This is a genomic window from Paenibacillus ilasis (assembly GCF_043195395.1).
Classification (GTDB): domain Bacteria; phylum Bacillota; class Bacilli; order Paenibacillales; family Paenibacillaceae; genus Paenibacillus_AQ; species Paenibacillus_AQ lautus.
Window position 1 is genome coordinate 1,814,717 of sequence record NZ_JBHDJG010000001.1, and the last position, 22,960, is coordinate 1,837,676.

The window sequence follows — 22,960 nt, forward strand, 5'->3', positions numbered from 1 at the left end:
GGATCCGTACAGAGCCAGCTGTTCTGATTCTTTCGACCAAAAATTTAACTTCATATTCAACGGATGCCCGTTTCTCTGCTATCATAGGAATAATCATTCAATGATTGACGACAATCAGCAGTCCATATGGAACGGAGAATGTCCAATGAGTAAGTCTTATTCGTTCTTCCCTTTAGGGGATTCGGCTGTTCTCATTCAATTCGAAGACATCGTGAGCGAGAAGGTACATCGCCTGGTTACAGCTATGGCGAGGCGATTGGAAAAGAACCCTTTTCCAGGCTGGATCGAATGCATCCCTTCGTATACGAGCTTAGCGGTTTACTATGATTATGATAAGATCGGCAAACCAGACGGATTCGATACGGTGTTTGCTTATGTCTGCTCGATGCTGGATGAGCGGATGGAGGAGGAAGCTGGGGAGAAGGACATCACAAAATATGAGGTTGTTGACATTCCGGTTTGTTACGGGGGCGACTATGGACCGGATCTTGACGAAGTCGCTCAGAAGAACCGCCTTTCTCCCATGGATGTCATCGGTATTCATTCCGGGCAGGATTACTTAATCTACGCCATCGGATTTGCGCCCGGCTTCCCCTATGTCGGAGGTATCCCGGAGCAAATTGCGACACCGAGGAAACAGACTCCAAGGCTGCTTATACCGGCTGGATCGGTAGGAATCGCCGGCACGCAAACCGGCATTTATCCGATCGAAACGCCGGGTGGGTGGCAGATTATCGGCCGGACGCCGCTCGCTTTATTTCGTCCCGAAGCTGAGCCTCCAACGCTGTTGAAGAGCGGGCAATATATCCGGTTTCGGCCTATTCAAGCGGAGGAATACGAACAGATAAGGGAAGTGGGTCTATGAGTATAACCGTTATAAAGCCGGGACTTCTTGTTACTCTTCAGGATGCGGGAAGACGGGGTTACGGCAGATACGGTATTATTATGGCAGGAGCCATGGATAACTACGCTTATCGGATCGTCAATCGACTAGTTGGCAATGAGGATGAACGGGCCGTTCTGGAAATTACATGGTCAGGATTCGCGGTTGAATTTCATAGCGATCGGTGGGTTGCCATTACAGGTGGAGATCTATCGCCATCGATCGAAGGCGTGAAGGTTCCTATGTGGCGTCCCGTGCTGATCAAAGCGGGCCGTGTTCTGCGCTTTCAACAGCCGGTAACGGGCTGTCGCGCTTATATGGCCGTATCGGGCGGATTTGATGTCTGCCAGGTAATGGGAAGCAGCAGTACGTATTTAAGGGCCGGAATCGGCGGGCATGAAGGGAGACCGTTGAAGAAAGGGGATACGCTGCATGCCCATCCTTCTCGGCTTCCCCTGGTTTCGTCTAAACGATATCTTGATGATTACGGCGGTTTCCTCACCGTAAAATGGGCCGTCTCTGCTGAAGGGTATCCTGGTCCAGGACAGGAGGCGGTGATACGCGTGCTGAAAGGGCGTCAATATGATGACTTTGACGAAGGCAGCAAGCAGGCGCTGCTCGGAGAACGGTTCACCGTAACTCCGCAATCGGACCGTATGGGCTACCGATTGTCCGGCCCGTTGCTTCAATTAAGCCATGCGAAAGAATATATATCCGAGCCGGTAGCCCTTGGAACGGTGCAGGTACCTGCAGATGGCCAGCCCATCATTCTAATGGCGGATCGGCAGACGCTTGGAGGCTATCCCAAAATCGCACAAGTGGCGACCGTCGATATTTCGCTGATCGCTCAGCTGTCGCCTGGGGCGGCCATTCGCTTTGCGGAAATATCCTTGGCAGACGCAGAACAGCTTTATACGGCTCACGTTCGAGAGCTTCGAATGTTGGAAACCATGATCAAGCTTAAATTAAAGGAGTGGTGAGTCAGCATGGTTCGTGTGGACTTGAACTGCGATATGGGAGAGAGCTACGGTGCTTACAGGTTAGGCAATGATACGGAGCTTCTTCGCAGTATAACTTCGGCAAACATTGCTTGCGGATTTCATGCAGGCGATCCGGCGGTCATGAGGGCAACGGTCCGTCAGGCTATCGCAAACGGTACCGCGATCGGTGCGCATCCGGGCTTGCCTGATCTGGCCGGCTTCGGAAGAAGAAGAATGGAGATTACGCCTGCCGAAGCTTATGATATGGTAACCTATCAGGTTGGAGCCTTGATGGCTTTTGCGATACAGGAAGGGTCCGGACTGCAGCATGTAAAACCTCATGGTGCTCTGTATAATATGGCAGCGACCTCCAGACCCCTTGCGGATGCGATTGCATCCGCAATCAAGCATATCGATCCGACGCTCATTCTGTATGGGTTGGCAGGCAGCGAGTTAATCGCGGCGGGGGAGAGGGCAGGGCTTCGCACAGCAAGCGAAGTGTTTGCGGATCGTACCTACCGGGATGACGGCACCCTCACGCCGAGAAATCAGCTGGATGCCATCATAACCGATCCCGAAGCTGCGGCCACGCAAGTCGTGCGGATGGTGAAAGAAAGAGTGGTAGTTACCCTGAACGGCAAGGTGATCCCCATTACGGCCGATACCGTATGCATTCATGGAGATGGCGCGCACGCATCGCTGTTCGCCAGCACCTTGCGATCACGGCTTGAAGCTGAAGGTGTAAGCATTCGAGCGCTGCTATAATAAAAGTCAGGATGCTATTTACGTGATCCGGCAGCTTACATAAACGAGTACAGGAGATATGACAGATGTTAAAAATATTAATTTCAGGCTTTGAACCTTTTGGCGGAAGTTCTATCAATCCAACCGAAAAACTGGTTAAGGAGATCAAGCACGACGACTTCCCCGGTGCAGAAATCAGAACGCTGCTTCTTCCCGTGCATTACGATGAGTGTGCGGACATTCTGCTGCAAGAGATGAAGGCATACGAACCCGATGCGGTCATTGCCTGCGGCGTAGCGGGTGGACGAACCGCCATTACACCGGAAAGGATCGCCATTAATATCAAGGACATACCGCCGGAATCGACGATTTCGGATAATCGGGGTGCAAGACCTCAAGATGAGCCCATAGACGCTGACGGACCGGACGGACTATTCTCGACCCTACCAATCCGTTTGATGGTCAACCGACTGAAGGAAGCTGGAATTCCTGCTTCGGTTTCCAATACTGCCGGAACGTATATTTGCAATAATACGATGTATGCGGTTTTGAAAGAAATTCGCCTTCAGCAAAGTTCTGCCATAGGCGGCTTTGTGCATTTTCCGGCATCGACGGAGATGGCCGTGGAGAAGCCGGCCTTGCCGACCTTATCCCATGAAACGATGTTGAATGGCCTGCGGATCATCGTGCAGGCAACGATGGATGAATTGAATGGACGAGCTTAAGTTACTGTCACTCATTCATTGGTAATATCCATTCGGATATACCAACGATAACGGCTCAACAAAAATCCCGCAGCTTCCCACCATGAGAACAAAACATGGTGGGGTTGCGGGATTTCTATGATTTCATATGGTCATTCATCGACCTCATCTTCGATCACCGGGACGCAAGGGGAGAGAAACGAATCGCGTTGTTCCCGTAGTTGTCCCCGTGCCAGCACCTGAACCCGGAACTCGTTGTCATAACCCTCCAGATTCTCATCATCTCGGGTATACAGAAGACCGTATGAGCCGGGAGCGATTTCGCCAATCAATTGGTACAGCGCTACGATCTCGGCAGCCTCAGCTCCCTTGCGGTTCGTAAAACCTCCGACATGAAGGTAATAGGAGCCGTTAGCCGCATTCAAGGATAGCAAGCCGCTGCCCCATGCAAACTCGGTCATCTTAAGCTGTATTTTCTGAATGATCATGTCAAGCTGCCCGGCATCCGCTTCCGCAGGATTCTCCTGGATGGTAGCCCAGCCGTGAAATTCATACATGAATGTTCACTCCTTGTCGTTATAATGGATCGGTATCAATGTGGACTTCTATTCCATATCTTTGGCTGTATTCATGTAATTTGTCAATGACGGATTGGGCAGGCTCCCCTTCAAAATGATAATAGACCTTTCTGCCGGTTTGCTCCGCTGCTTCAAAGGTCGCTTTCATTTGATCACGAACCTTTTTGTTAACCTGTTGCAATGCCGGCTTGGTCTGGGCAATATATTCATCGCTAACGGCGTCGAATTCCCGCCCGATGGGGTCGGAATCAAACTTCATTCTCGATTCTCCGCCAAGTCGCTCCGCAAGCGCATCGGCGGCAGCATCCGGTTTGTTAACCTTCTGCAGTTCTCCGGAATATCTCGGCACCTCTTGCGGTGTGTCGTTTGGTTCGTCAGACTTTTCATCATCGGGTTTGTCTTTTGGCTTTTCTTCCTCCGGCTTTTCGTTGTCAGGCTTATCTGGATTCGGCTTATCTTCATCAGGTTTATTCTCATGGTCACCATCTGGCTTCCTCGGATTCTCTTCCGGTTGTTCATTCGTACCGTCAGGCTTTGGATCGCGAGTTCCGCCAGTTGGAGTATCCGGCTCATCGCGCGTTTTCAAGCCGACTTTTTCGGCGAGTGTACCCAGCCACCTCCTGGCTCGTGGGCCCAGCTTATTGGACAGCCAAGATATCCCTTTACCGACTGGAATACGGCTGAGGATAACGGCTAACACGGCAGCGGCCGCATTTTGTGGGGATAGCAGCTTCTTCGGGTCACGGATGTATCCGGCAATCTCGTGTCCGCCACCGGCAATGCCGGCACCGGTCAAGGCAATACCAAGCGCAGGCCAGAAGCTGACAAATAGCAGGGAAAGGGCAAAAGCACCCAATATGAGACCTGCTTGTTCCCAGCCGCTAAGCCGATCCCACCAGTTCTGGAGAGAGTCGAATAAGCACGCAAAACAAGAGGAGTCGCCAGCTATCATCGAAGCGCCGATACTGGACAGGATCCCGGCAGCAAGTATGAGGATGCCGATGGCTCCCAGAACGGCGGTATACTTTCTTACATTTTCCTGGACCTGATCCCTTTGGCCTGCTGCTTCGAGATTGCCGTACAATAACGAATATCCGAGCTCGCGTCGTTCTCGGTAGAATCCGATCAGGTAACCGAGGCGTTTCCGGTCTGTAAAGAGAGCCCGCGTCATCTGCCAGCATTCCGTTAATGGATTGATGAGAGCCTCACCCTTCAGAACCGGGAGACGGTCACGAATTCGATGCAGATCGAAATAATCGATGAACAACCCTGCAACCAGCAGGATAAGGAAGAAGCCTTCGGTTCGGTAGCCCTCACCGGTCCATTCATGAAGAGTAAGTACCCACTCCGGCAGCCGATTCTGTCCATTCCAGGTCGCATGATTCAGGATAGCCCAGAGCAGAAGGACGGCCGGAAATGCATAGACCCAGCGTGTCAGACGTTTGGCGTACCGAAATGCAATGCCGATTCCAAGCGCGATCATGGCACTATGTACAGGATGCGTAACATTCATCATGGTTGGAATAAAGCTTTCCTCAAAGTAGCCCGGAAACCAATCGAAGAACTCCCAGTGGAGCGTTTTGCCGCCGAGAAAAGACACCCCGTAATTGCTTTGGACCAAGCGTCTTGACAGCTCCTCCATAAATTGAAAGCCAATGCCGGGAGCAGCCCCTAATAATACATAATCGCTCAGGCTTAACGTCGTGGCTCTTCGTGAAAAAAATAAATACAATGCCAGCGGCAGCAGCTTGTAGATTTCCTCTACGACCGGTGTCATGACGGCGAATGACCATGTGTCGGTCGTCCGTCCTCCAAAAATCAAATGAAGTCCCTGCATGGTCCCGTTAGTCAAGGGAATGACCAATAGAACGCCTGAGAGTACAAACAAGCTGACCTGCTTCCAGGTAACGGTTTTGCTCCGGCTTAGCAGCCAAAATTGCAGTAGTACATAGAAAGACCACAAATATTGCACAAGCATGGTCCGCGACTCTTCGATCAGAACCAGACTTATAACGAGCACCAGCAGGGAAAGCCAGGAAAATAAGTGATACACCTTGGCAATCAAAGGGTACCTCCCAATCCATTCCTTCCAAACCCGATATATCCCCTCGATCGTGTCCCTGATTCTCGTCCGAATGACCGCAATAGACGATGTAATCGAATCCACCCCCCGCTGAATGAACCACTATCTTACGAATCGCTCCCTATAGACAGTTTGCTATATATTTACACAAATGGTCCTCATAGTGAAACATTTCTTTGATCAGCATATGCGGCTCGAAGAGGAGGTAGTGCTGTTCATAAAATAAAACTCCTCTGGCAGCCGGCGGAAGATCCGGTTAACCAGAGGAGAGGGTTCATTATTGATATTTTACGACGATGGCATTGCTGATCTGACGGCCTGGCGTCGTTAAGTAAGAGCCGTTATAATACAATCCGCTGGAAGCCCCGCCATCTAGATTCATTGCTTGATAGGCACCTGCCTGCTTCATCATTTCAGCCAGTTGAGGAATGGTAGCGCCGCCTGTCGTTAACATAATCAGCTTATGATCCTTCGTGATACCCAGTGCGCTTCGTGCGCCGCCGCCCGTCAGTATCTTCGGATCCTTGAATCCTTCCTTCTTGACGTCCAGCGTCACCTTGCCATTGGTCAACAGACGCGGACCCGCCTGAAGTGCTCCTTCCATACGGCCTGCATCATATACGGATTTGAAGTCGAGTCCTGGCATCATCGTCGCCAGATTGTTGCTGTCATAGGTGAAGATCGTCCGGTTATCTCCCGAGGCCTTGTGAAAAATATTGCCTTTGCTGACCAAATAACCGTACGGTGCTCTGTACGCTCCTGAAGTATAGGCGTCAAAGAACGTTCCGTTAATGGCAACTACGGCGTTGCTGCGCTTTGCTATGCTCCGTAAGTCTTCGACTTTCCCTGCTTTATTGCCTGCCAAAACAACGTCCAGTTCCACCTTCGGATGGAGCAGCGAAACGGTGACGACTTGTGCGCTGAAGGAACGGGAGCCCACTTTAAATGTTTTTCTGGCCGACGTCACGGCCTTGGATGAACGGGTCATCATGTTCCCCGAAAGAACGGGGAGGGTGTTTGACACGCTGCCGTCCGTAATGTTCAGGGTGGATCTGTTATTGCTCCAGGACAGCTTAAGCCCAAGATGCTGGCTGACAAATTGCAGCGGTACATAAGTAGAGCCGTTCTCGGAAAACGGGGCTGCTTTAGCCTGAACCTTTTTTCCGTTTATATAGGCATTCCGACTGCCCAGATATAGCGTGAGAGCAGTATCTTCACGGGTGATGTTGAGTTTCTTCTCTGCAGCTGTATAAGCTACCTTTACACCGTCATAGGTCTTGAGTACCCCGACCGAGATGAAGGACTGGCTGTTCTTGTCCACGTAGGCCAAATTTTTGGGGGCGGATGCGGCATAAAGCGGCGTCATGACCGTCAGCATGGCCAGTACAACGATTGCAATGATTCTTTTCATGTTTTCTCTCAAGCTCCTTTGTCTCTTTATCTGTATTGGGCGTAGAATATGTGCCTATATTTTATCGGCTTGCAGGGACTATTTATTTAGGACTAAAGTCCATCATCTCTCTTGTTTTTGTAAAAAAATCCCGAGAACCCATTGACAAGGAGCTTCATCTCCTATATGGTTAATTACATGAGTAACTAACCAATTATGTAACGAGGTTATAAACGAAAGTTGGTGAGGTAAATGGCATTTCAGATTGATGACAGCAGACCGATATTCATGCAAATTGCCGACAAAATTGAAGATGACATCATCGAAGCACGACTGCCTGAGGAAACGCAGGTTCCATCAACGAATCAGTTTGCAGCCTTTTACCAGATCAATCCGGCTACAGCTGCCAAAGGGGTTAATCTGCTGGTCGATCAAGGAATTTTGTACAAGAAACGGGGGATTGGCATGTTTGTAGCTTCTGGAGCTCGTGAACTGCTGATGGAGAAGCGCAAGACGGAGTTTTATGAACAGTACGTGGTCGCCATGGTTAAGGAAGCGGCCAAACTTGGGATTACCAAAGATCAATTATCGGAAATGATCCGCAGGGGGGAGCAAGACTGATGAGCCAAACCGTAATCGAAGTCAAGAATTTGAGCAAGGCATACAAGGATGCGACGGCTGTCGATAATGTGAGTTTTACCATCGAGGCGAATAAGATCTATGGATTGCTGGGCAGGAACGGCGCGGGTAAAACAACCATTATGCAGATGATAACGGCGCAGTTGTTCCCGAGCCAAGGGGAGATTCGCGTATTCGGAGAGCATCCATACGAAAATCAGAAGGTGATCCGGCAGGTATGCTTCATTAAAGAAGGCCAGAAATATCCGGATATCTTTACGGTCAAGGACGTTATGGGAATTGCCGCTAACGTTTATCCGAATTGGGATGCGGCATATGCAAACAAACTGATCGAGGTATTCCGGCTGCCGATGAAACGACTCGTAAAGAGATTGTCCCGCGGCATGCTCTCATCGGTAGGCATCATCGTCGGACTCGCCAGCCGGGCACCGATCACGATCTTTGATGAGCCTTATCTTGGACTCGACGCCGTGGCAAGAGAGCTGTTCTATGATCATCTGATTGAGGATTACACGAATCATCCGCGTACGATTATTCTGTCCACGCATTTGATTGATGAGGTTAGCAGATTGCTGGAGCATATCATCGTTATCGATTCCGGCCGAATTTTGCTTGACGATGCCACGGATGACTTGCGGGGACGTGCGTTTAAGATCGTCGGTCCTTCCGGAACGGTTGAATCGTTTATCCAAGGGCAGGAAGTGATACATCGGGAATCGTTCGCTTCCATGTTGTCCGTCACGGTGATGGGAAGTGCGACCACGAGGTTGCATAAAGAGGCGGAAGAATTGGGCTTGGAAACAACTCCCGTTTCCCTTCAACAATTGATCGTATATTTAACTAAGCGCGAAAAGGTGGGGATCCAACCATGAACGGAATTCCTGGCGTAATCCATATTTATTCGAGACAGAAACTATCCTGGTTTTATTTGCCCTGGGCCATCACGGCATTCAGCTTTCTGATCAACTACATTATCAGCGTATTGGTTGATGGTGAAGCGTTCTATGCCGGGGGATTGGCAACGATCTTTATCTATGTGTTTATCGCGGCTCTGGTATCGGTGCTGCAGCTGTTTCCCTTCTCCCTCGGATTCAGCATTCGAAGAACGGACTTCTATCTGGGCTCTGTTCTGATGGTGGTATCGTACAGCGTCTTTACGTCGATTATATTATTAGTTTTAGCCGAAATTGAACGCATTACGGGTTCTTGGGGAGACCGGATATCGTTCTTCAACCTGCCGTATTTGAATGACGGCACGCTGTTAGAACAATTCATCATTTATTTCATATTGCTTCTTACATTTGCCTTTATTGGGATAGGAATCGGCGTCTTCTATCTTCGTAATCGCGGCATCAAGACCTTTGTCATGCTTGCGGCCTATTTCATTCTATTGTCGGTGGTCAGCGTACTGATCACCCAATACGGCCGGTGGGGGCAAGTGATTGACTGGGTTGTGAAACGTACTGCCTTTGAATTGTCCCTGTGGCTCATTCCCATCTCGGTTATCATCGCACTCGTCAGTTACCGCTCGATTCGCAAAAGCTCGGTGTAAGGCAAAAAGACGTCCGATTACTCGGACGTCTTTTTGTTGTGCTTCTGTTTGTTTAACATCTTCGCTCCCGCAAGCGTGGTGCCCAGCGGAAACGAGAAGAACGGGTGTTTGGATATGCCGATTTGTTGGGAGGTGTAAATGCCGGAGTGCCCGGAGAATAGGTAGCTGATAACGCAGGCCATAAACATATAAACGGCACCTTCCCCGCCGAACAGTTCGATTCCCATGATAAAACAAGCAATTGGCGTGTTCGTCGCTCCGCAGAAGACGGCAATAAATCCTAGTGCGGCCAGGAACGGTGCGTATAATTCGATCCATCCCGACAACGCGTTGCCAAGCGTTGCCCCGATGGCAAACAAGGGGGTAACTTCTCCGCCCTGAAACCCTGCTCCGAGCGTCAGCGAGGTAAAGAGGATTTTGCCGAGAAAGGCTAGAGGCGATACTTCGCCTGTGAAGGAGGCTTCGATCAGGGGGAGGCCCAGCCCCAAATAATCGCGTGTCCCAAGCAGATAAACCAGTCCAATGATGATGATGCCGCCGACAGCGCTTTTGATCATCGGATTCCGGAAGAAATAGCTGTACCACCGTTTCAAGGAATGGGTTAGCTCACTGAATAGTCGGCTTGTCAGACCAAAGAGTATCGAGGCCAGAATCACCTTTAGGATCACTATGAAACTCAAAGCCGGAATGTCTCCAATCGGATAATGCAGATGGCTGACACCCCACAGAGAGGTGGCGGTCAGGTTCCCGACCAAGCTGGCTACGAATGCTGGTAATAGTGCTTGATGCGAGATCAGTCCGATGGCAAGCACTTCAAGTCCAAACAGGGTTCCCGCTAGCGGCGTGCCGAAAATGGATCCGAAGCCGCCGCTAATTCCGCAGATAAGCAGGATTTTTCGATCCGCCGGCGTTACGCGGATTAGCTTACCGAACCACTCCGATAAGCTTCCTCCCATCTGAACGGCAGTGCCCTCGCGTCCTGCGGAGCCTCCGAACAGATGCGTGGTTAATGTTCCGATTAGAACTAAAGGCGCCATTCGCAATGGAATGGATTCCGCACCGCCATGGATTTGTTCAAGGATGAGGTTATTCCCTTTGGTACTGCTCTTGCCAAACTTGTAATATAGGTAGCTGACCACGGCGCCTCCCAAGGGAAGGAAGAACAGCAGCCAAGGGTTCTCCATGCGAAGGGAGGTTACATAGTCCAGACTGTAAAGAAAGAAGGCGGAGGCACTGCCCGTCATCAATCCAACGAAGCTTCCCAGAACGATCCATTTGATGAAGTAACCGGACAACAAGGCGTAGGGCCATTTTTCGGTACCTTCAAGCCATTTTTTAATCATGCAAATTCACCCGTTTCTATGTATTCGCCGCTGACCCTTCAATATACAAACAGACTCCTACCAGGAAAGCGACCTCTGGTAGGAGTCATTAGCTATCGAAGCGGTTATGGCGAACTCCATCGCCTCATTTAATTAGCATTTATTGTAATGGAATAGAGGTTTCTGTGTCAATGTCACAATCCATCAGGAGCGAGCTTTTTGTTTAGCCAAAAGAGGTATGCTTTAATTTGGAGAAAAGTGCTTGACTTGGACATGGACTTTTTTCAGGTAAGAAATTCAAGATGTCCATGGACGCAGGAAAGACCTTTATTTTATCATTACAGATGATAATGAGAATCAATATCAAAGTATTGAGGGGAAAATGATGTCATCAAACACGTCCAATCCAAGTCTTACAGATTCCAAGACCCACGTTAAACTCAAGGGGCGACCATGGGCTGCGACCCTGATTCTCACCGGAGGCGTGGCAGCGCTGGTGCTTGGCATAGCTTTATCGATATCACTCGGGGCGGCCGAGATTGATCTGCGAAAGGTATGGGAGGCGGTGTTCTTCTTTAATCCCGATGTGACGGAGCATCAGATTATACAGGAGCTGCGCTTGCCGCGGGTCCTCGGTGGTGCGATGGTGGGCGCTTGCTTTGCGGTATCGGGCGCGATCATGCAGGGGATGACCCGGAATCCGCTCGCTGATTCAGGTTTGCTCGGATTAAATGCGGGAGCGGGTTTTGCCATTGCCCTCTGCTTTTCATTTTTTCCGGGGCTGCCTTATATGTACCTGATTCTGTTCTCATTCCTTGGGGCAGGATTAGGTGCGGTCCTCGTGTATGGTGTCAGTTCCATGGCAAAAGGCGGTCTGACACCGGTACGTCTTGTTCTGGCTGGTGCTGCGCTTAGTGCTCTGTTAAGTGCGCTTAGCGAAGGCATCGCATTGTATTTTCAGGTCGGACAGGACATGGCATTCTGGTATGCCGGCGGAACGGCGGGGATTAAGTGGGTCCATCTGAAGATTATGCTGCCGTGGATCGTCGCTGCTATATTGGGAGCTATTGCGTTGTCACGCTCCATTACCATGCTTAGCCTCGGCGATGAAATTGCCCGCGGGCTCGGACAGCGAACAGGACTCGTCAAGCTGGCCGGAACGGTTATCGTGCTGGTGCTGGCTGGCGCTGCCGTCTCGGTTGTCGGTGCGGTAGGCTTTGTCGGTCTCATGATTCCGCACGTCACGCGCAAGCTGGTCGGCGTGGATTACCGGCTCATCATTCCTTGCTCGGCAGTACTTGGGAGCTTGCTGGTCGTCATTGCCGACCTTGCGGCAAGAATGGTGAACCCCCCTTACGAGACACCGGTGGGCGCGATCATCGCGTTGATCGGGGTGCCCTTCTTCCTCTACTTGGCACGCAAAGAAAGGAGGGAACTGTGAATGGAAGCTGTTACCAATAATATGCATGAACGAAAAGGCAGGAAGCGCAGGTTCATGACATTGTTTGTCCTGGTTGCATTAATCATTCTGGTCTTTCTGATCAGTATGAACACGGGGGTGATCCGTTTATCGCCGTTTGAGGTCATAAAAACCCTGTTTGGCAGCGGGACGGACAAGCAGGAACTGGTGCTGTTTGAATTCCGTTTGCCGCGGATCGTGATTTCAATTCTTATTGGTGCCGGGTTAGCGATATCGGGCTGCGTCATGCAGGGGATTTCCCGTAATGAGCTGGCGGATCCCGGAATCTTGGGGATTAATGCGGGAGCTGGCTTGATGGTGATGCTGTTTATTTCATTTTTCCCGAGCACGACGGCGGCCCCGGTCTATTTACTGCCGGTTCTTGCACTGATTGGGGCAAGCTTAACCGCTGCCTTAATATGCGTGCTGGCCTATAAGAAGAATCAGGGCTTTAAGCCGACAGGGCTGCTCTTAACGGGGATTGCCGTTGCGGCTGGCATTAGTGCGGCTATGATCGTGCTAACGCTGCGCTTGAGTCCTGAAAAATACCAGTTTGTTGCCACTTGGCTAGCAGGAAGCATCTGGGGTTCCAGCTGGAGGTTCGTCCTGTCCTTGCTCCCATGGATACTTGTGCTGCTGCCCTTCGTCATGTACAAAGCGCAGGTGATGAACGTCCTCAATCTTGGAGAATCGATGGCAACCGGACTCGGTGCTTCCGTCACAAGGGAGCAACTGAAGCTGCTGGCTGCGGCGGTTGGCTTAGCAGCCTCCTGCGTCGCGGTAAGCGGCGGAATTGGATTTGTCGGACTTATCGCGCCCCACCTGTCCAGGCGCTTGGTCGGTGGGAAGCATCAGATGCTGCTGCCGGTAACAGCACTGGTCGGTGCATTGCTGGTCATCACTGCCGATACCCTTGGACGTTGGATCATACAACCTTCAGAGATTCCGACGGGGATCGTGGTTGCGGTAATTGGCGCTCCCTATTTCCTCTACCTGCTATCCAGGTCGAGAGCTTAAAAGGGAGGGACTTGCTCATTTCTATAACGGAATTACGGATTAAGGAGGTCCTTATGCTGCGTCAATTTTTTTCCTACTACAAGCCTTATAAAGGGCTGTTCATATTGGATTTTTGTTGCGCGATCTTTGCAGCTTTGCTGGAATTGATATTCCCGGTTGCTGTCAACCGCGTGATAGACGACTTGCTGCCGAGCGGCAACTGGAAGTGGATCTTGTACGCTTGTCTGGGTCTTCTCGGCATTTATGTTGTCAGTTCTTTCTTACATTACGTGGTCACCTATTGGGGGCATAAACTCGGCATCAACATTGAGACGGATATGCGCAAAAAGCTGTTTGATCGGGTGCAGAAGCAATCCTTCCGTTTTTTTGACAATAACAAGACGGGGCATCTAGTCTCGCGGATGACAAACGACCTGATGGATATCGGGGAAATTGCCCACCACGGTCCGGAAGATCTGTTCATTGCCCTTATGACGCTTGCCGGAGCCTTGGGCATCATGCTCGGGATTAATTGGCAGCTTGCCGTAATGACGTTTGTGATCGTTCCATTGATGATTTATTTATCGCTGTATTTCAGCGGAAAAATGTCGGCAGCGTTCAAGCGCATGTTCTCCGATATTGCCGATTACAACGCACGTGTGGAGAACAACGTCAGCGGTATCCGCGTGGTTCAAGCCTTTTCGAATGAGGAGCATGAAATGACGCGTTTTGCTGAGAACAACAACCGCTTCCGCGTGACAAAGCTGATTGCCTACCGCATTATGGCTTGGAATTCTTCGATCAGCTTTATCCTGATGAAATTCATTTCCCTGTTCGTTTTGGTGTGCGGTACTTGGTTCGTGATCGAAGGCCGGATGACCAACGGGGAATTTATCGCTTTTGTTATGCTGTCCAATGTGTTCCTGGGTCCGATTAAACAGATCAATGCGGTCATTGAGATGTATCCGAAGGGAATCGCCGGCTTTAAGCGTTATTTGGAGCTGCTTGAGAGCGAACCGGACGTTGCGGATACGCCGGATGCAAAGCCGGTTAACCATCTGCGGGGAGACATTGCCTTTGACGGGGTATCCTTCGGGTACGAGAACAAAGATCAAGTGCTGCAGAATGTCAGTTTGTCCATCCGAGCAGGTGAAACCGTTGCGCTTGTGGGTCCTTCCGGAGCAGGCAAGACAACGTTGTGCTCTTTGCTGCCGCGTTTCTATGACGTTGAAGCCGGGCGGATAACGATTGACGGGATCGATATCCGAGACATGACGCTGCAATCCCTTCGTTCCCATATTGGCATCGTGCAGCAGGATGTTTTCCTGTTTGACGGCAGCATCCGCGAAAATATTGCCTACGGCCGGCTCAACGCTGCAGAGAGCGACATGATGGAAGCCGTGAGCCGTGCCCAGCTTGAGGAGCTGGTCGCTTCGCTTCCGGATGGGCTGGACACCTTAATCGGCGAGAGAGGCGTTAAGCTGTCCGGCGGACAGAAACAGCGCCTGTCGATCGCCCGGATGTTCCTCAAGAACCCGCCGATTCTTATTCTGGATGAAGCGACGTCTGCATTGGATGCGGAGACCGAAGCGGCGATTCAGCAGGCGCTGGCCGAACTGTCGGAGGGACGTACGACCCTGGTGATTGCACACCGGCTCGCAACGATCAAGAATGCAGACCGCATTGTGGTTGTTGCAGACAAAGGCATTGCCGAACAAGGAATCCATGAGGATCTGCTCGCGGCGCACGGCATATACAGCCGATTACATCGAGCTCAATTCGGAGCTTAAATCCAGCCATCATTTTATTAGGAGGATAAAACATGTTCAAGTCTAAAATACGTGTCATGCTCTCCACGCTCGTCTTATGCTCGATCGTTATTTCGGCATGCAGCGGGAATGGAAATACCGCGAATAATGGGGGCTCTGCCGGTGAAACCGCTGCGGGCACGGACAAGTCTCAGACTGAGGCCTCAGCGCCCACGACTAGAAAGGTGGATACGATTAACGGAGAAATCGAAATTCCGGCCGCTCCCGAGCGAATTGTAGTTGATGCCTACCTGCCAACTCTGCTGCTGCTCAGAGAAAAGCCGGTCGGCGCGACAGCGACGGATCTCGAGAACGTCCATATTCAAGACATGATTGAGGGCATAGAGAACACGGGGGAAAGCGCTCCGGAAAAGATTGTGGAATTGAACCCCGACCTGATTATCAGCGCTAACTCGGACCCGGAATTATACGAGAAATTGTCCAAAATCGCACCGACGGTCATTCTCCCTTATGAAACCTATCGAAGCGTGCACGAAGAAGTGGAGGGATTGGGGGCTATTCTAGGCAAAGAAGAAGAAGCGAAGGAATGGCTAGCTGATTTTGATGAGAAAATAGAAGGACTGCGCGCGAAAGTGAATGGTGTGGTGGAGGAGGGAGAGACGTTCTCGATCTTTGGCGCATTCGGCAAAACCTTCTATCTGTACGGTGACGGCATTTATCGCGGGGGCTTGGCGATCTACAAGGAGCTTCAGCTAACACCTCCGGCAACGATTCAAAAAGAATTGATTGATGCGAACGTGACATACAAAGAGGTCTCCCTGGAAGTGCTCAACGATTATGCAGGCGATTATATCTTCTTTGATGAGTCTAACGGTGCCGAGATGGATAAGAAGGATAAGGTATGGACATCGATTGAGGCGGTGAAGCAGGATCGCGTGTTTTATCTGGATGCCAAGCGGTTCTGGCCGTTTGATCCCATTGCTGTCCTGGCCCAGGCCGAGGAAGTGACGGAAATGATCGTCAGCCAAAAAGAGAAGGAGGACACGAAATAACCAGCGGTATCGGTGATCCCCGATAGATTGCTGGGCGATTTCGAATATGCTAGGAAGAGATGGTTTATACGAAAAGGGCAAGGTCCGCAATCACGGACCTTGCCCTTTGTTGCATCAGGATCGCTTATCAATCAGGTTTAGCGTGCATCTGTGGTTGTGGGCTCTTCCGAGACTTTCAGTTTATCATTCAGAATACTATCTTCAAGCACGCTGAATTTGTCCCCATATACTTTCGTGATATGTTTTTCTCCCCATGCACAGAGCATATCCAGAATTCCGCTCAAACTCATGCCGTAATCGCTCAACTCATATTCCACTTTGGGCGGCACTTGATTATGGATAATGCGATTGATCACGCCATCATCCTCGAGCTCCCGCAGCTGCTGGGTCAACATTTTTTGCGTGATATGCGGCATGAGACGCTTTAGTTCATTGGTTCGTTTACGGCCATGGGTCAGGTGACACAGAATGACGCATTTCCACTTGCCTCCGATCACTTCCAATGTCGCTTCGACGGCGATGTTGTATTTCTTTGCTTGCATAGTCATCCTCCTATTTCTATAGGCACTAAAAAGTGCCTAGGGTACTGTCAGGTACCTACATTACAAAAAAGTACGTTCTTCACACAAAAAACGATATAGATCATAATAGCATTTGCCAGCTGGATTACACCATACTCAATATTTTTACAATATACAAGCAAGAGAATAGGATAGGGGGAAATATCAACACCATGATGATAGATAAAAGAAGAAGTTTGTTTGCGCTGCTGGCGCTTGCCGTTAGTGCCTTCGCTATCGGAACAACGGAATTTATCAGCGTAGGGCTGCTGCCGTTGATTGCGGAGGATATGAATATATCCGTAACGACGGCCGGATTAACCGTTTCGATGTATGCGCTGGGCGTTACCTTTGGGGCGCCAATCCTAACATCGCTAACGTCCAGGATGTCCAGAAAAACGTTGCTGCTCTGGATTATGATCATTTTTATCATCGGTAATAGCTTGGCGGCCAGCGCAGCTTCCATTGGTATTCTGCTTGCCGCACGCGTGCTTTCGGCCTTTTCCCATGGCGTATTCATGTCGATCGGTTCGATCATCGCCGCAAGCGTGGTGCCTGAGAACCGCAGGGCATCGGCGATTTCCATTATGTTTACGGGCCTGACGGTAGCTACGGTCACCGGCGTTCCGCTTGGAACGTTTATCGGTCAGCAGTGGGGCTGGAGACTTGCTTTTGTTGCGATTGTTGTGGTCGGCCTTGTTGCGCTGATTGCAAATAGTATCCTGGTCCCATCGGACTTGCCAAAAGGAGAACGCACTTCATTCCGTGATCAGGCTAAACTGCTGACGAATGGCAGACTGCTGCTCATGCTCCTGATTACGGCCCTCGGTTATGGCGGCACCTTTGTGGTCTTCACTTATTTATCCCCATTGCTGCAGGATATAACAGGCTTCAAGGAAAATACGGTGGCCATTATCCTCCTTGTATACGGGATCGCCATTGCGGTCGGGAATGTGATCGGCGGTAAGGCAGCCAATCGCAACCCGCTTAAAGCACTATTCTATATGTTCATCGCCCAAGCGTTGGTGCTGTTCACGCTTACGTTTACCGCACCGTTTCAAGTAGCGGGACTCATCACGATTATTCTCATGGGATTTCTGGCTTTCATGAATGTGCCGGGTTTGCAGGTTTATGTCGTAATGCTGGCTGAGCGGTTTGCACCCGGAGCCGTGAATATGGCGTCCGCGCTGAACATTGCCGCATTTAATGCAGGCATCGCCATCGGGGCTTTTCTGGGCGGCTTGATCACGAATTCCATGGGCCTGATTCATACGGCATGGATCGGAGCGCTCATGGTAGTAGGTGCCATCGTCCTTACGGGATGGAGCTTGAAGCTTGAACGGAAGAACTCGGAGAAGCCGGATAAGCAAGCGGCCTGAATGCCTGAGTGATTATTTTATGATGAAGGGAGGTGATGTCTAAGCGTTTTATCGGAGATACTTCATTATAGGTTAATTTAATCACAACCAAAAAAATGTTCGGAGGTTTATCAACATGACAGCACAACACTTACAAGATACAACCATTTTATATAATGGCGTCAACATGCCTTGGTTTGGATTAGGCGTATTTAAAGTAGAAGAAGGACCGGAGCTGGTGAATGCCGTACGTACGGCCATCCAGCATGGGTATCGCAGCGTGGACACGGCCGCCATATACGGCAATGAAGAAGGCGTCGGACAAGGCATTCGCGAAGGCTTGGAAGCTGCCGGTATTAAGCGGGAAGATCTGTTTGTCACATCCAAAGTGTGGAATGCTGATCTAGGTTATGAATCGACTATGAAGGCTTACGAGGAGAGTCTTCGGAAACTAGGCCTGGAATATTTGGATTTGTACCTTATACACTGGCCGGTTGAAGGGAAATATATAGAGGCGTGGAAGGCGTTAGAAACGTTGTACAAAGAAGGACGCGTGAAAGCGATCGGTGTGAGCAACTTCCAGATCCATCATCTGGAGCGGTTAATGAAGGAAACGGAAATCAAACCGATGGTGAACCAGGTGGAATATCATCCCCGATTAACGCAAAAAGAATTGCAATCGTACTGTCAGGCCAACGGAATTCAGCTTGAGGCTTGGTCTCCTTTAATGCAAGGACAGCTGCTGGATCAAGAGGAGCTTCGAAATATTGCCGACAAACATCATAAATCCATTGCACAGATTATTCTTCGTTGGGATTTACAGAACGGCGTGGTCACGATTCCGAAATCGACCAAAGAACATCGGATCGCCGAGAATGCCGCCATCTTTGATTTTGAATTGTCTGTTGAGGAGATGCAGCGCATCGACAGTTTGAATCAGGATCACAGAGTGGGACCGGATCCCGACAATTTTGATTTCTAAGAAATCTGCGTGAACGGCAAGAATAGAAGTGTAATGAATATTGTGGCTCTCCTGTACTGCCGGCAGCACAACAGGGGTCAGGAGAGTCCATTCCTACATCATTTGGAAGGAGAGAACAAGATGAATCTGGATCTTAAGGGAAAAGTCGCCTTGGTAACAGGCTCGACATCCGGTATTGGCAAAGCGATTGCCATGTCGCTTGCAGCCGAGGGAGCTTCCGTCATTATTAATGGAAGGCATGAGGATAAAGTAAAACAGACGATCCATGACATTCACGCTGTGCATCCGGATGCCGAGCTGCGTATTGCCGTGGCGGATCTTGGAACGGAGGAGGGCTGCCATCAGGTCAGGGAAGCTGCTCCGGTCGTTGATATTCTGATCAATAATTTAGGGATTTTTGAGCCTGCTGAATTTTTCGATATCCCTGACGCGGATTGGTTCAGGTTCTTCGAGACCAATATCATGAGCGGTGTTCGGTTAACCCGGCACTATTTGAAGAACATGATCAATCGCAATGAAGGTCGAATTATTTTTATCGCGAGTGAAGCAGCCGTCATGCCTTCCCAGGAGATGGCACATTACAGCGCAACCAAGACGATGCAGTTGTCCCTTTCCCGGAGCTTGGCCGAGCTGACGACAGGAACCCGCGTAACGGTGAATACCGTCATGCCTGGATCCACTCTTACGGAAGGCGTGGAAACGATGCTGAATACGCTATATCCGGATGAGGATCTTTCGATCGAAGAAGCCGAGCAGCGGTTTATGAAGGAAAATCGGCCGACTTCCATTATTCAGCGATTGATTCGACCAGACGAGATTGCGGATTTTGTTACGTATCTCAGCAGCCCCAAATCCTCGGCGATTAACGGTTCAGCGCTTCGAATCGACGGAGGCTTGGTACGAAGCGTATTCTAAGCTACCGTGGTGCTGTGAACGCTCTGTTAGGAACGGTATTTTTGCCTAAAGGATTTGGGTTTGAAGCCTGTATAACGAACAAAGCAGCGAATGAAATACGGAAATGAACCGAACCCGGATTCTTCGGCAATACGTCCAATCGGATCATTGGTGTGGATCAACATTTGCTTTGCTTGTTCGATCCGATGCCGAGTCAGAAATTCCAGGGGCGTGCAGCCAAACGTTTTTTTCATACAGATCGAAAGATAGTTCTGGTGGAAATGCATCGCATCGGATAATTGCTGGTAGCTCACCGGTTCCTTGTAATGTTGTCTCAAATAGTTGGCGGTTCGTTCGGCTATGGCATATTGAGGATTCTGATGCTGGATTCCTTCCTCTTCGGCCTGAAACAGCAGGAGCAGCTCATGCAGCAGCTGCTGCTGCTTCCAGCGTGACGCGGAAGAAGATGATTGCTGAAGGTTCTGCAATTGTTCGATCAGGAGTCTCGCTTGCTCTATCGTGGGCAGCTCTCCATACTTGGGTATGTAAAAAGAAAAACTCTCGATCTGTACATAAGGCTGATCGGTTTGCGATAAGGCAAAAAGGGTCAGTTCCTCCGTTTCAATCCAACGACCGAGTGTCTGAAAATGCAGCCAATAAAAGTGGGTCTCCTCCTGACAGGGCAGATATGTCCGGTGCGCGGCATCGGGCCTTAGAATCAGGTGGCAGCCGCTCTTTACCCTGTAAGCAACGCCGTTCTCCTCCAGGAATAATGTCCCTCTTGTCACCAGAATCAGATCAAAGACCCCGATGTTATAGCGATCCGGATGTTTGTCTCCTACCTGATAGGTATCTTCTCCACAAATCATATAGTGCGGTAGCGGCGGCGCCGTGAACTGGAAGATCATCTGCGGCCAGGCCTCCTCCTCAAACGAGCTTTTCTCTATGATAATCGTTTTGCTGATCCGGATTCAATAAGACAGCAAGTTGCAATCGGATAAAAAGATGTTGTTTCTGTGTATAGGGTACGCCTGGCCCAGATGGTATATTTCTACCAGAGTGTGCACCTACAAGACAGAAACAAGGAGCGTGGAAATGGATGCTGCATAATCCTGCCTTTAACAGCTTGCCGCTTAGAGCAATTAAACCGGCCGGCTGGCTTAAGAGTCAGTTGGAGATTCAAGCAAGCGGGTTTACCGGACATTTGGAAGAACAGTGGAAGGACGTAGGGGATGAGAATGGGTGGCTCGGCGGTCAAGGAGAGAGCTGGGAACGGGGACCGTATTATGTCGATGGCTTGCTTCCGTTAGCTTATTTGCTTGAAGACGAGTCTTTGATTGCCAAAGCGAATCGCTGGGTCGAGTGGTCGCTTGCCAGCCAGCAGGAAAATGGCATGTTCGGTCCGGCGCGCATAACCTCCGTCAATCAGGATATTGATAAGGAGCAGGACTGGTGGCATTACATGATCATGCTGAAAGTGATGATGCAGCATGAAGAAGCAACAGGCGATGAACGGATCATCCCTTTTCTCACGAAGTTTTTCACTTATGTCCATTCGGTTATCGAGGAACAACCGCTGCGGGGCTGGGCCCAAACAAGGGGAGCAGAGATGCTGCTGTGCATGGTGTGGTTATATAGACGTACGAAGCAGCCCTTTCTGTTAGAGCTTGCCGATATCGTTGCCGGACAAACCACGGACTGGAGCGATATCTTTCATGAATTTCCATTCTGGCGAAAGGTCGAAGAGTGGGATTGGACAACTCATGTCGTGAATGTGGCGATGGGAATCAAAACGCCGGGCTTGCTGTATGAACTGAACGGAAATCCGGTGGAGCGGGAAAGCGTACATCGGGGCATTGATTCCCTGATGACGTATCACGGTCAAGCGCATGGCATGTTTTCCGGGGACGAGTGGTTATCCGGCACCCATCCGAGTCAAGGCGTGGAATTATGTGCCGTCGTGGAGTATATGTTCTCGATGGAGCAGCTGACGCGTATTTTCGGGGACGGACGTTTCGGGGATATCCTGGAGAAGGTCGCTTTTAATGCGCTTCCTGCCGCCATCTCTCCGGATTGGACCTCGCATCAGTATGATCAGCAAGTCAACCAGATGATCTGCAATGTCGCTCCGCGGTCCTGGAGCAACAGCCCGGACGCCAACGTCTTCGGCCTGGAGCCGAACTTCGGATGCTGCACGGCTAACATGCATCAGGGCTGGCCCAAGCTGACCTCTCATTTATGGATGAAGGATCAGGAGGACGGGCTTGTTGCCGTGTCCTATGCGCCATGTACGGTGAGAACCACAGTCGGTCGTCAAGGCGTTCCCGCTGTAGTCGAGGTAACCGGAGAATATCCATTCAAGGATCGCGTTCAAATCAAATTGTCGTTGGAACACGCGGAGTCGTTCGCTCTATCGCTGCGCATCCCGGCCTGGTGCGACGATCCCGTCATAACTCTGAATGGGCAGGAATTGCCATTCGAAGTGGAGTCCGGTTATGCAAGGATCGTACAGAACTGGCAGAACGGCGACCGATTGGAGATTCATTTGCCCATGGAAGTGAAGACCGTGTCGCGCAGCATGTACGGTACCAGCATTGAGAGAGGGCCTCTGGTGTATGTGCTGCCCGTGAAGGAGAACTGGCAGATGATCCGGCAGCGAGACATGTTCCACGATTGGGAGGTATACCCTGCCTCGCCTTGGAAATACGGTTTGGTCGCCGATACGTCATTCGAGGTACTAGAACAGGATATGGTCCGCCAGCCGTTCCTGGCGAAGGATGCGCCTGTCAGGGTGAAGGTTAAGGGCCAACTGATTCGGGATTGGAAAATGGAAGGCAACAACGCCGGAAACCCTCCGCTTCATCCGAACACGGACGGACAGCCCATGACGGAATTGGAGTTAGTTCCGTATGGAAGCGCCAGGCTTCGGATCGGTGAATTTCCTCTGATCGGAGAGCGGAAAAAGGGCGACAAGAAATAAGCAAGATGGATTGCATCATCAAAACCGCGTTGATC

21 protein-coding genes and 1 riboswitch are annotated in these 22,960 nt (G+C 50.5%); of the genes, 15 read left to right on the forward strand and 6 right to left on the reverse strand.

All coding sequences use genetic code 11. The features are described 5' to 3' along the window. Nucleotides 1–145: 145 nt before the first annotated feature. From pxpB to ACETK5_RS08580, 4 genes are all read left to right on the forward strand, one after another. Nucleotides 146–865 carry a 5-oxoprolinase subunit PxpB gene (gene pxpB / locus ACETK5_RS08565; RefSeq protein ID WP_394055097.1) on the forward strand — a complete coding sequence of 240 codons (720 nt, stop codon included), beginning with the start codon at nt 146–148 and terminating at the stop codon, nt 863–865. Further along, nucleotides 862–1,863, forward strand: coding sequence for a 5-oxoprolinase subunit C family protein (locus tag ACETK5_RS08570; protein WP_394055099.1), 1,002 nt, complete (start codon nt 862–864; stop codon nt 1,861–1,863). Before pxpB ends, ACETK5_RS08570 begins: the two co-directional genes overlap by 4 nt. Before the next feature lie 6 nt (nt 1,864–1,869). Beyond that, on the forward strand, nt 1,870–2,628 hold the full coding sequence (locus ACETK5_RS08575; protein ID WP_394055101.1) for a LamB/YcsF family protein: 759 nt from the start codon (nt 1,870–1,872) through the stop codon (nt 2,626–2,628). A gap of 65 nt (nt 2,629–2,693) precedes the next feature. Further along, nucleotides 2,694–3,332 carry a pyroglutamyl-peptidase I gene (locus ACETK5_RS08580; RefSeq protein ID WP_394055103.1) on the forward strand — a complete coding sequence of 213 codons (639 nt, stop codon included), beginning with the start codon at nt 2,694–2,696 and terminating at the stop codon, nt 3,330–3,332. A 131-nt stretch (nt 3,333–3,463) separates the two neighbouring features. On the opposite strand, the gene ACETK5_RS08585 is transcribed toward ACETK5_RS08580, so the two are convergent. The 3 genes from ACETK5_RS08585 to ACETK5_RS08595 all read right to left on the reverse strand — a co-directional run bounded on the left by ACETK5_RS08585 (nt 3,464) and on the right by ACETK5_RS08595 (nt 7,383). After that, nucleotides 3,464–3,868 (reverse strand): immunity 7 family protein, encoded by a 405-nt coding sequence (locus tag ACETK5_RS08585; protein ID WP_100537767.1) that lies wholly within the window; start codon nt 3,866–3,868, stop codon nt 3,464–3,466. A 19-nt stretch (nt 3,869–3,887) separates the two neighbouring features. Then, nucleotides 3,888–6,056 carry a restriction endonuclease fold toxin gene (locus tag ACETK5_RS08590; RefSeq protein WP_394055105.1) on the reverse strand — a complete coding sequence of 723 codons (2,169 nt, stop codon included), beginning with the start codon at nt 6,054–6,056 and terminating at the stop codon, nt 3,888–3,890. A 193-nt stretch (nt 6,057–6,249) separates the two neighbouring features. Further along, nucleotides 6,250–7,383, reverse strand: a complete 1,134-nt coding sequence (locus tag ACETK5_RS08595) for a phosphodiester glycosidase family protein (protein WP_100537766.1) — start codon at nt 7,381–7,383, stop codon at nt 6,250–6,252. A gap of 231 nt (nt 7,384–7,614) precedes the next feature. Between ACETK5_RS08595 and ACETK5_RS08600 the strand changes: the two genes are divergently transcribed. Genes ACETK5_RS08600 through ACETK5_RS08610 form a run of 3 tightly spaced genes read left to right on the forward strand, consistent with a single transcriptional unit; the run spans nt 7,615 to nt 9,553 of the window. Next, nucleotides 7,615–7,983 carry a GntR family transcriptional regulator gene (locus ACETK5_RS08600; RefSeq protein ID WP_009591066.1) on the forward strand — a complete coding sequence of 123 codons (369 nt, stop codon included), beginning with the start codon at nt 7,615–7,617 and terminating at the stop codon, nt 7,981–7,983. Further along, a complete protein-coding gene (locus ACETK5_RS08605; protein ID WP_394055108.1) occupies nt 7,983–8,873 on the forward strand; it encodes an ABC transporter ATP-binding protein in 891 nt (296 codons plus the stop codon). The genes ACETK5_RS08600 and ACETK5_RS08605 overlap by 1 nt, the downstream gene beginning before the upstream one ends. Then, on the forward strand, nt 8,870–9,553 hold the full coding sequence (locus tag ACETK5_RS08610; protein ID WP_100537764.1) for a hypothetical protein: 684 nt from the start codon (nt 8,870–8,872) through the stop codon (nt 9,551–9,553). Before ACETK5_RS08605 ends, ACETK5_RS08610 begins: the two co-directional genes overlap by 4 nt. Nucleotides 9,554–9,570: 17 nt before the next feature. On the opposite strand, the gene ACETK5_RS08615 is transcribed toward ACETK5_RS08610, so the two are convergent. Then, the gene (locus tag ACETK5_RS08615; RefSeq protein WP_394055109.1) at nt 9,571–10,896 is read right to left on the reverse strand and encodes a voltage-gated chloride channel family protein; all 1,326 of its coding nucleotides are present in this window, start codon (nt 10,894–10,896) and stop codon (nt 9,571–9,573) included. Nucleotides 10,897–10,968: 72 nt separating this feature from the next. After that, nucleotides 10,969–11,029: riboswitch (Fluoride riboswitch) on the reverse strand. A gap of 231 nt (nt 11,030–11,260) precedes the next feature. Here ACETK5_RS08615 and ACETK5_RS08620 point away from each other — a divergent pair. Genes ACETK5_RS08620 through ACETK5_RS08635 form a run of 4 tightly spaced genes read left to right on the forward strand, consistent with a single transcriptional unit; the run spans nt 11,261 to nt 16,151 of the window. After that, entirely contained in the window at nt 11,261–12,316 is a 1,056-nt protein-coding gene (locus ACETK5_RS08620; RefSeq protein ID WP_326113205.1) for a FecCD family ABC transporter permease, read from the forward strand. Beyond that, on the forward strand, nt 12,317–13,351 hold the full coding sequence (locus tag ACETK5_RS08625; protein WP_394055111.1) for a FecCD family ABC transporter permease: 1,035 nt from the start codon (nt 12,317–12,319) through the stop codon (nt 13,349–13,351). It abuts the gene before it with no gap. Between the two features lie 53 nt (nt 13,352–13,404). Then, a complete protein-coding gene (locus ACETK5_RS08630) occupies nt 13,405–15,120 on the forward strand; it encodes an ABC transporter ATP-binding protein (protein WP_394055113.1) in 1,716 nt (571 codons plus the stop codon). A 32-nt stretch (nt 15,121–15,152) separates the two neighbouring features. Beyond that, the gene (locus ACETK5_RS08635; protein ID WP_394055114.1) at nt 15,153–16,151 is read left to right on the forward strand and encodes an ABC transporter substrate-binding protein; all 999 of its coding nucleotides are present in this window, start codon (nt 15,153–15,155) and stop codon (nt 16,149–16,151) included. A gap of 137 nt (nt 16,152–16,288) precedes the next feature. Here ACETK5_RS08635 and ACETK5_RS08640 read toward each other — a convergent pair whose 3' ends face one another. Further along, entirely contained in the window at nt 16,289–16,693 is a 405-nt protein-coding gene (locus ACETK5_RS08640; RefSeq protein WP_100537757.1) for a winged helix-turn-helix transcriptional regulator, read from the reverse strand. Nucleotides 16,694–16,884: 191 nt separating this feature from the next. Here ACETK5_RS08640 and ACETK5_RS08645 point away from each other — a divergent pair, with 191 nt between their 5' ends. From ACETK5_RS08645 to ACETK5_RS08655, 3 genes are all read left to right on the forward strand, one after another. Next, the gene (locus tag ACETK5_RS08645) at nt 16,885–18,090 is read left to right on the forward strand and encodes an MFS transporter (protein WP_394055116.1); all 1,206 of its coding nucleotides are present in this window, start codon (nt 16,885–16,887) and stop codon (nt 18,088–18,090) included. A 115-nt stretch (nt 18,091–18,205) separates the two neighbouring features. Beyond that, nucleotides 18,206–19,051 carry an aldo/keto reductase gene (locus ACETK5_RS08650; protein ID WP_100537755.1) on the forward strand — a complete coding sequence of 282 codons (846 nt, stop codon included), beginning with the start codon at nt 18,206–18,208 and terminating at the stop codon, nt 19,049–19,051. Nucleotides 19,052–19,171: 120 nt separating this feature from the next. Then, entirely contained in the window at nt 19,172–19,966 is a 795-nt protein-coding gene (locus ACETK5_RS08655) for an SDR family NAD(P)-dependent oxidoreductase (RefSeq protein ID WP_326113210.1), read from the forward strand. A 26-nt stretch (nt 19,967–19,992) separates the two neighbouring features. Here the strand turns inward: ACETK5_RS08655 and ACETK5_RS08660 are convergent, their stop codons facing one another. After that, nucleotides 19,993–20,853: a helix-turn-helix transcriptional regulator gene (locus tag ACETK5_RS08660; RefSeq protein ID WP_326113211.1), complete on the reverse strand. Its 861-nt coding sequence runs from the start codon at nt 20,851–20,853 to the stop codon at nt 19,993–19,995. 191 nt (nt 20,854–21,044) lie between these two features. Between ACETK5_RS08660 and ACETK5_RS08665 the strand changes: the two genes are divergently transcribed. Then, nucleotides 21,045–22,925, forward strand: coding sequence for a beta-L-arabinofuranosidase domain-containing protein (locus tag ACETK5_RS08665; RefSeq protein ID WP_394055119.1), 1,881 nt, complete (start codon nt 21,045–21,047; stop codon nt 22,923–22,925). The last annotated feature ends 35 nt before the right edge of the window (nt 22,926–22,960 follow it).

What these genes read in the sequence shown, in the direction of transcription:
- pxpB (WP_394055097.1), top strand. Translation starts at nt 146, where the DNA reads ATGAGTAAGTCTTATTCGTTCTTCCCTTTAGGGGATTCGGCTGTTCTC.
- ACETK5_RS08570 (WP_394055099.1), top strand. Translation starts at nt 862, where the DNA reads ATGAGTATAACCGTTATAAAGCCGGGACTTCTTGTTACTCTTCAGGAT.
- ACETK5_RS08575 (WP_394055101.1), top strand. Translation starts at nt 1,870, where the DNA reads ATGGTTCGTGTGGACTTGAACTGCGATATGGGAGAGAGCTACGGTGCT.
- ACETK5_RS08580 (WP_394055103.1), top strand. Translation starts at nt 2,694, where the DNA reads ATGTTAAAAATATTAATTTCAGGCTTTGAACCTTTTGGCGGAAGTTCT.
- ACETK5_RS08585 (WP_100537767.1), bottom strand. Translation starts at nt 3,868, where the DNA reads ATGTATGAATTTCACGGCTGGGCTACCATCCAGGAGAATCCTGCGGAA.
- ACETK5_RS08595 (WP_100537766.1), bottom strand. Translation starts at nt 7,383, where the DNA reads ATGAAAAGAATCATTGCAATCGTTGTACTGGCCATGCTGACGGTCATG.
- ACETK5_RS08600 (WP_009591066.1), top strand. Translation starts at nt 7,615, where the DNA reads ATGGCATTTCAGATTGATGACAGCAGACCGATATTCATGCAAATTGCC.
- ACETK5_RS08605 (WP_394055108.1), top strand. Translation starts at nt 7,983, where the DNA reads ATGAGCCAAACCGTAATCGAAGTCAAGAATTTGAGCAAGGCATACAAG.
- ACETK5_RS08610 (WP_100537764.1), top strand. Translation starts at nt 8,870, where the DNA reads ATGAACGGAATTCCTGGCGTAATCCATATTTATTCGAGACAGAAACTA.
- ACETK5_RS08615 (WP_394055109.1), bottom strand. Translation starts at nt 10,896, where the DNA reads ATGATTAAAAAATGGCTTGAAGGTACCGAAAAATGGCCCTACGCCTTG.
- ACETK5_RS08620 (WP_326113205.1), top strand. Translation starts at nt 11,261, where the DNA reads ATGTCATCAAACACGTCCAATCCAAGTCTTACAGATTCCAAGACCCAC.
- ACETK5_RS08625 (WP_394055111.1), top strand. Translation starts at nt 12,317, where the DNA reads ATGGAAGCTGTTACCAATAATATGCATGAACGAAAAGGCAGGAAGCGC.
- ACETK5_RS08630 (WP_394055113.1), top strand. Translation starts at nt 13,405, where the DNA reads ATGCTGCGTCAATTTTTTTCCTACTACAAGCCTTATAAAGGGCTGTTC.
- ACETK5_RS08635 (WP_394055114.1), top strand. Translation starts at nt 15,153, where the DNA reads ATGTTCAAGTCTAAAATACGTGTCATGCTCTCCACGCTCGTCTTATGC.
- ACETK5_RS08640 (WP_100537757.1), bottom strand. Translation starts at nt 16,693, where the DNA reads ATGCAAGCAAAGAAATACAACATCGCCGTCGAAGCGACATTGGAAGTG.
- ACETK5_RS08645 (WP_394055116.1), top strand. Translation starts at nt 16,885, where the DNA reads ATGATGATAGATAAAAGAAGAAGTTTGTTTGCGCTGCTGGCGCTTGCC.
- ACETK5_RS08650 (WP_100537755.1), top strand. Translation starts at nt 18,206, where the DNA reads ATGACAGCACAACACTTACAAGATACAACCATTTTATATAATGGCGTC.
- ACETK5_RS08655 (WP_326113210.1), top strand. Translation starts at nt 19,172, where the DNA reads ATGAATCTGGATCTTAAGGGAAAAGTCGCCTTGGTAACAGGCTCGACA.
- ACETK5_RS08660 (WP_326113211.1), bottom strand. Translation starts at nt 20,853, where the DNA reads ATGATCTTCCAGTTCACGGCGCCGCCGCTACCGCACTATATGATTTGT.
- ACETK5_RS08665 (WP_394055119.1), top strand. Translation starts at nt 21,045, where the DNA reads ATGCTGCATAATCCTGCCTTTAACAGCTTGCCGCTTAGAGCAATTAAA.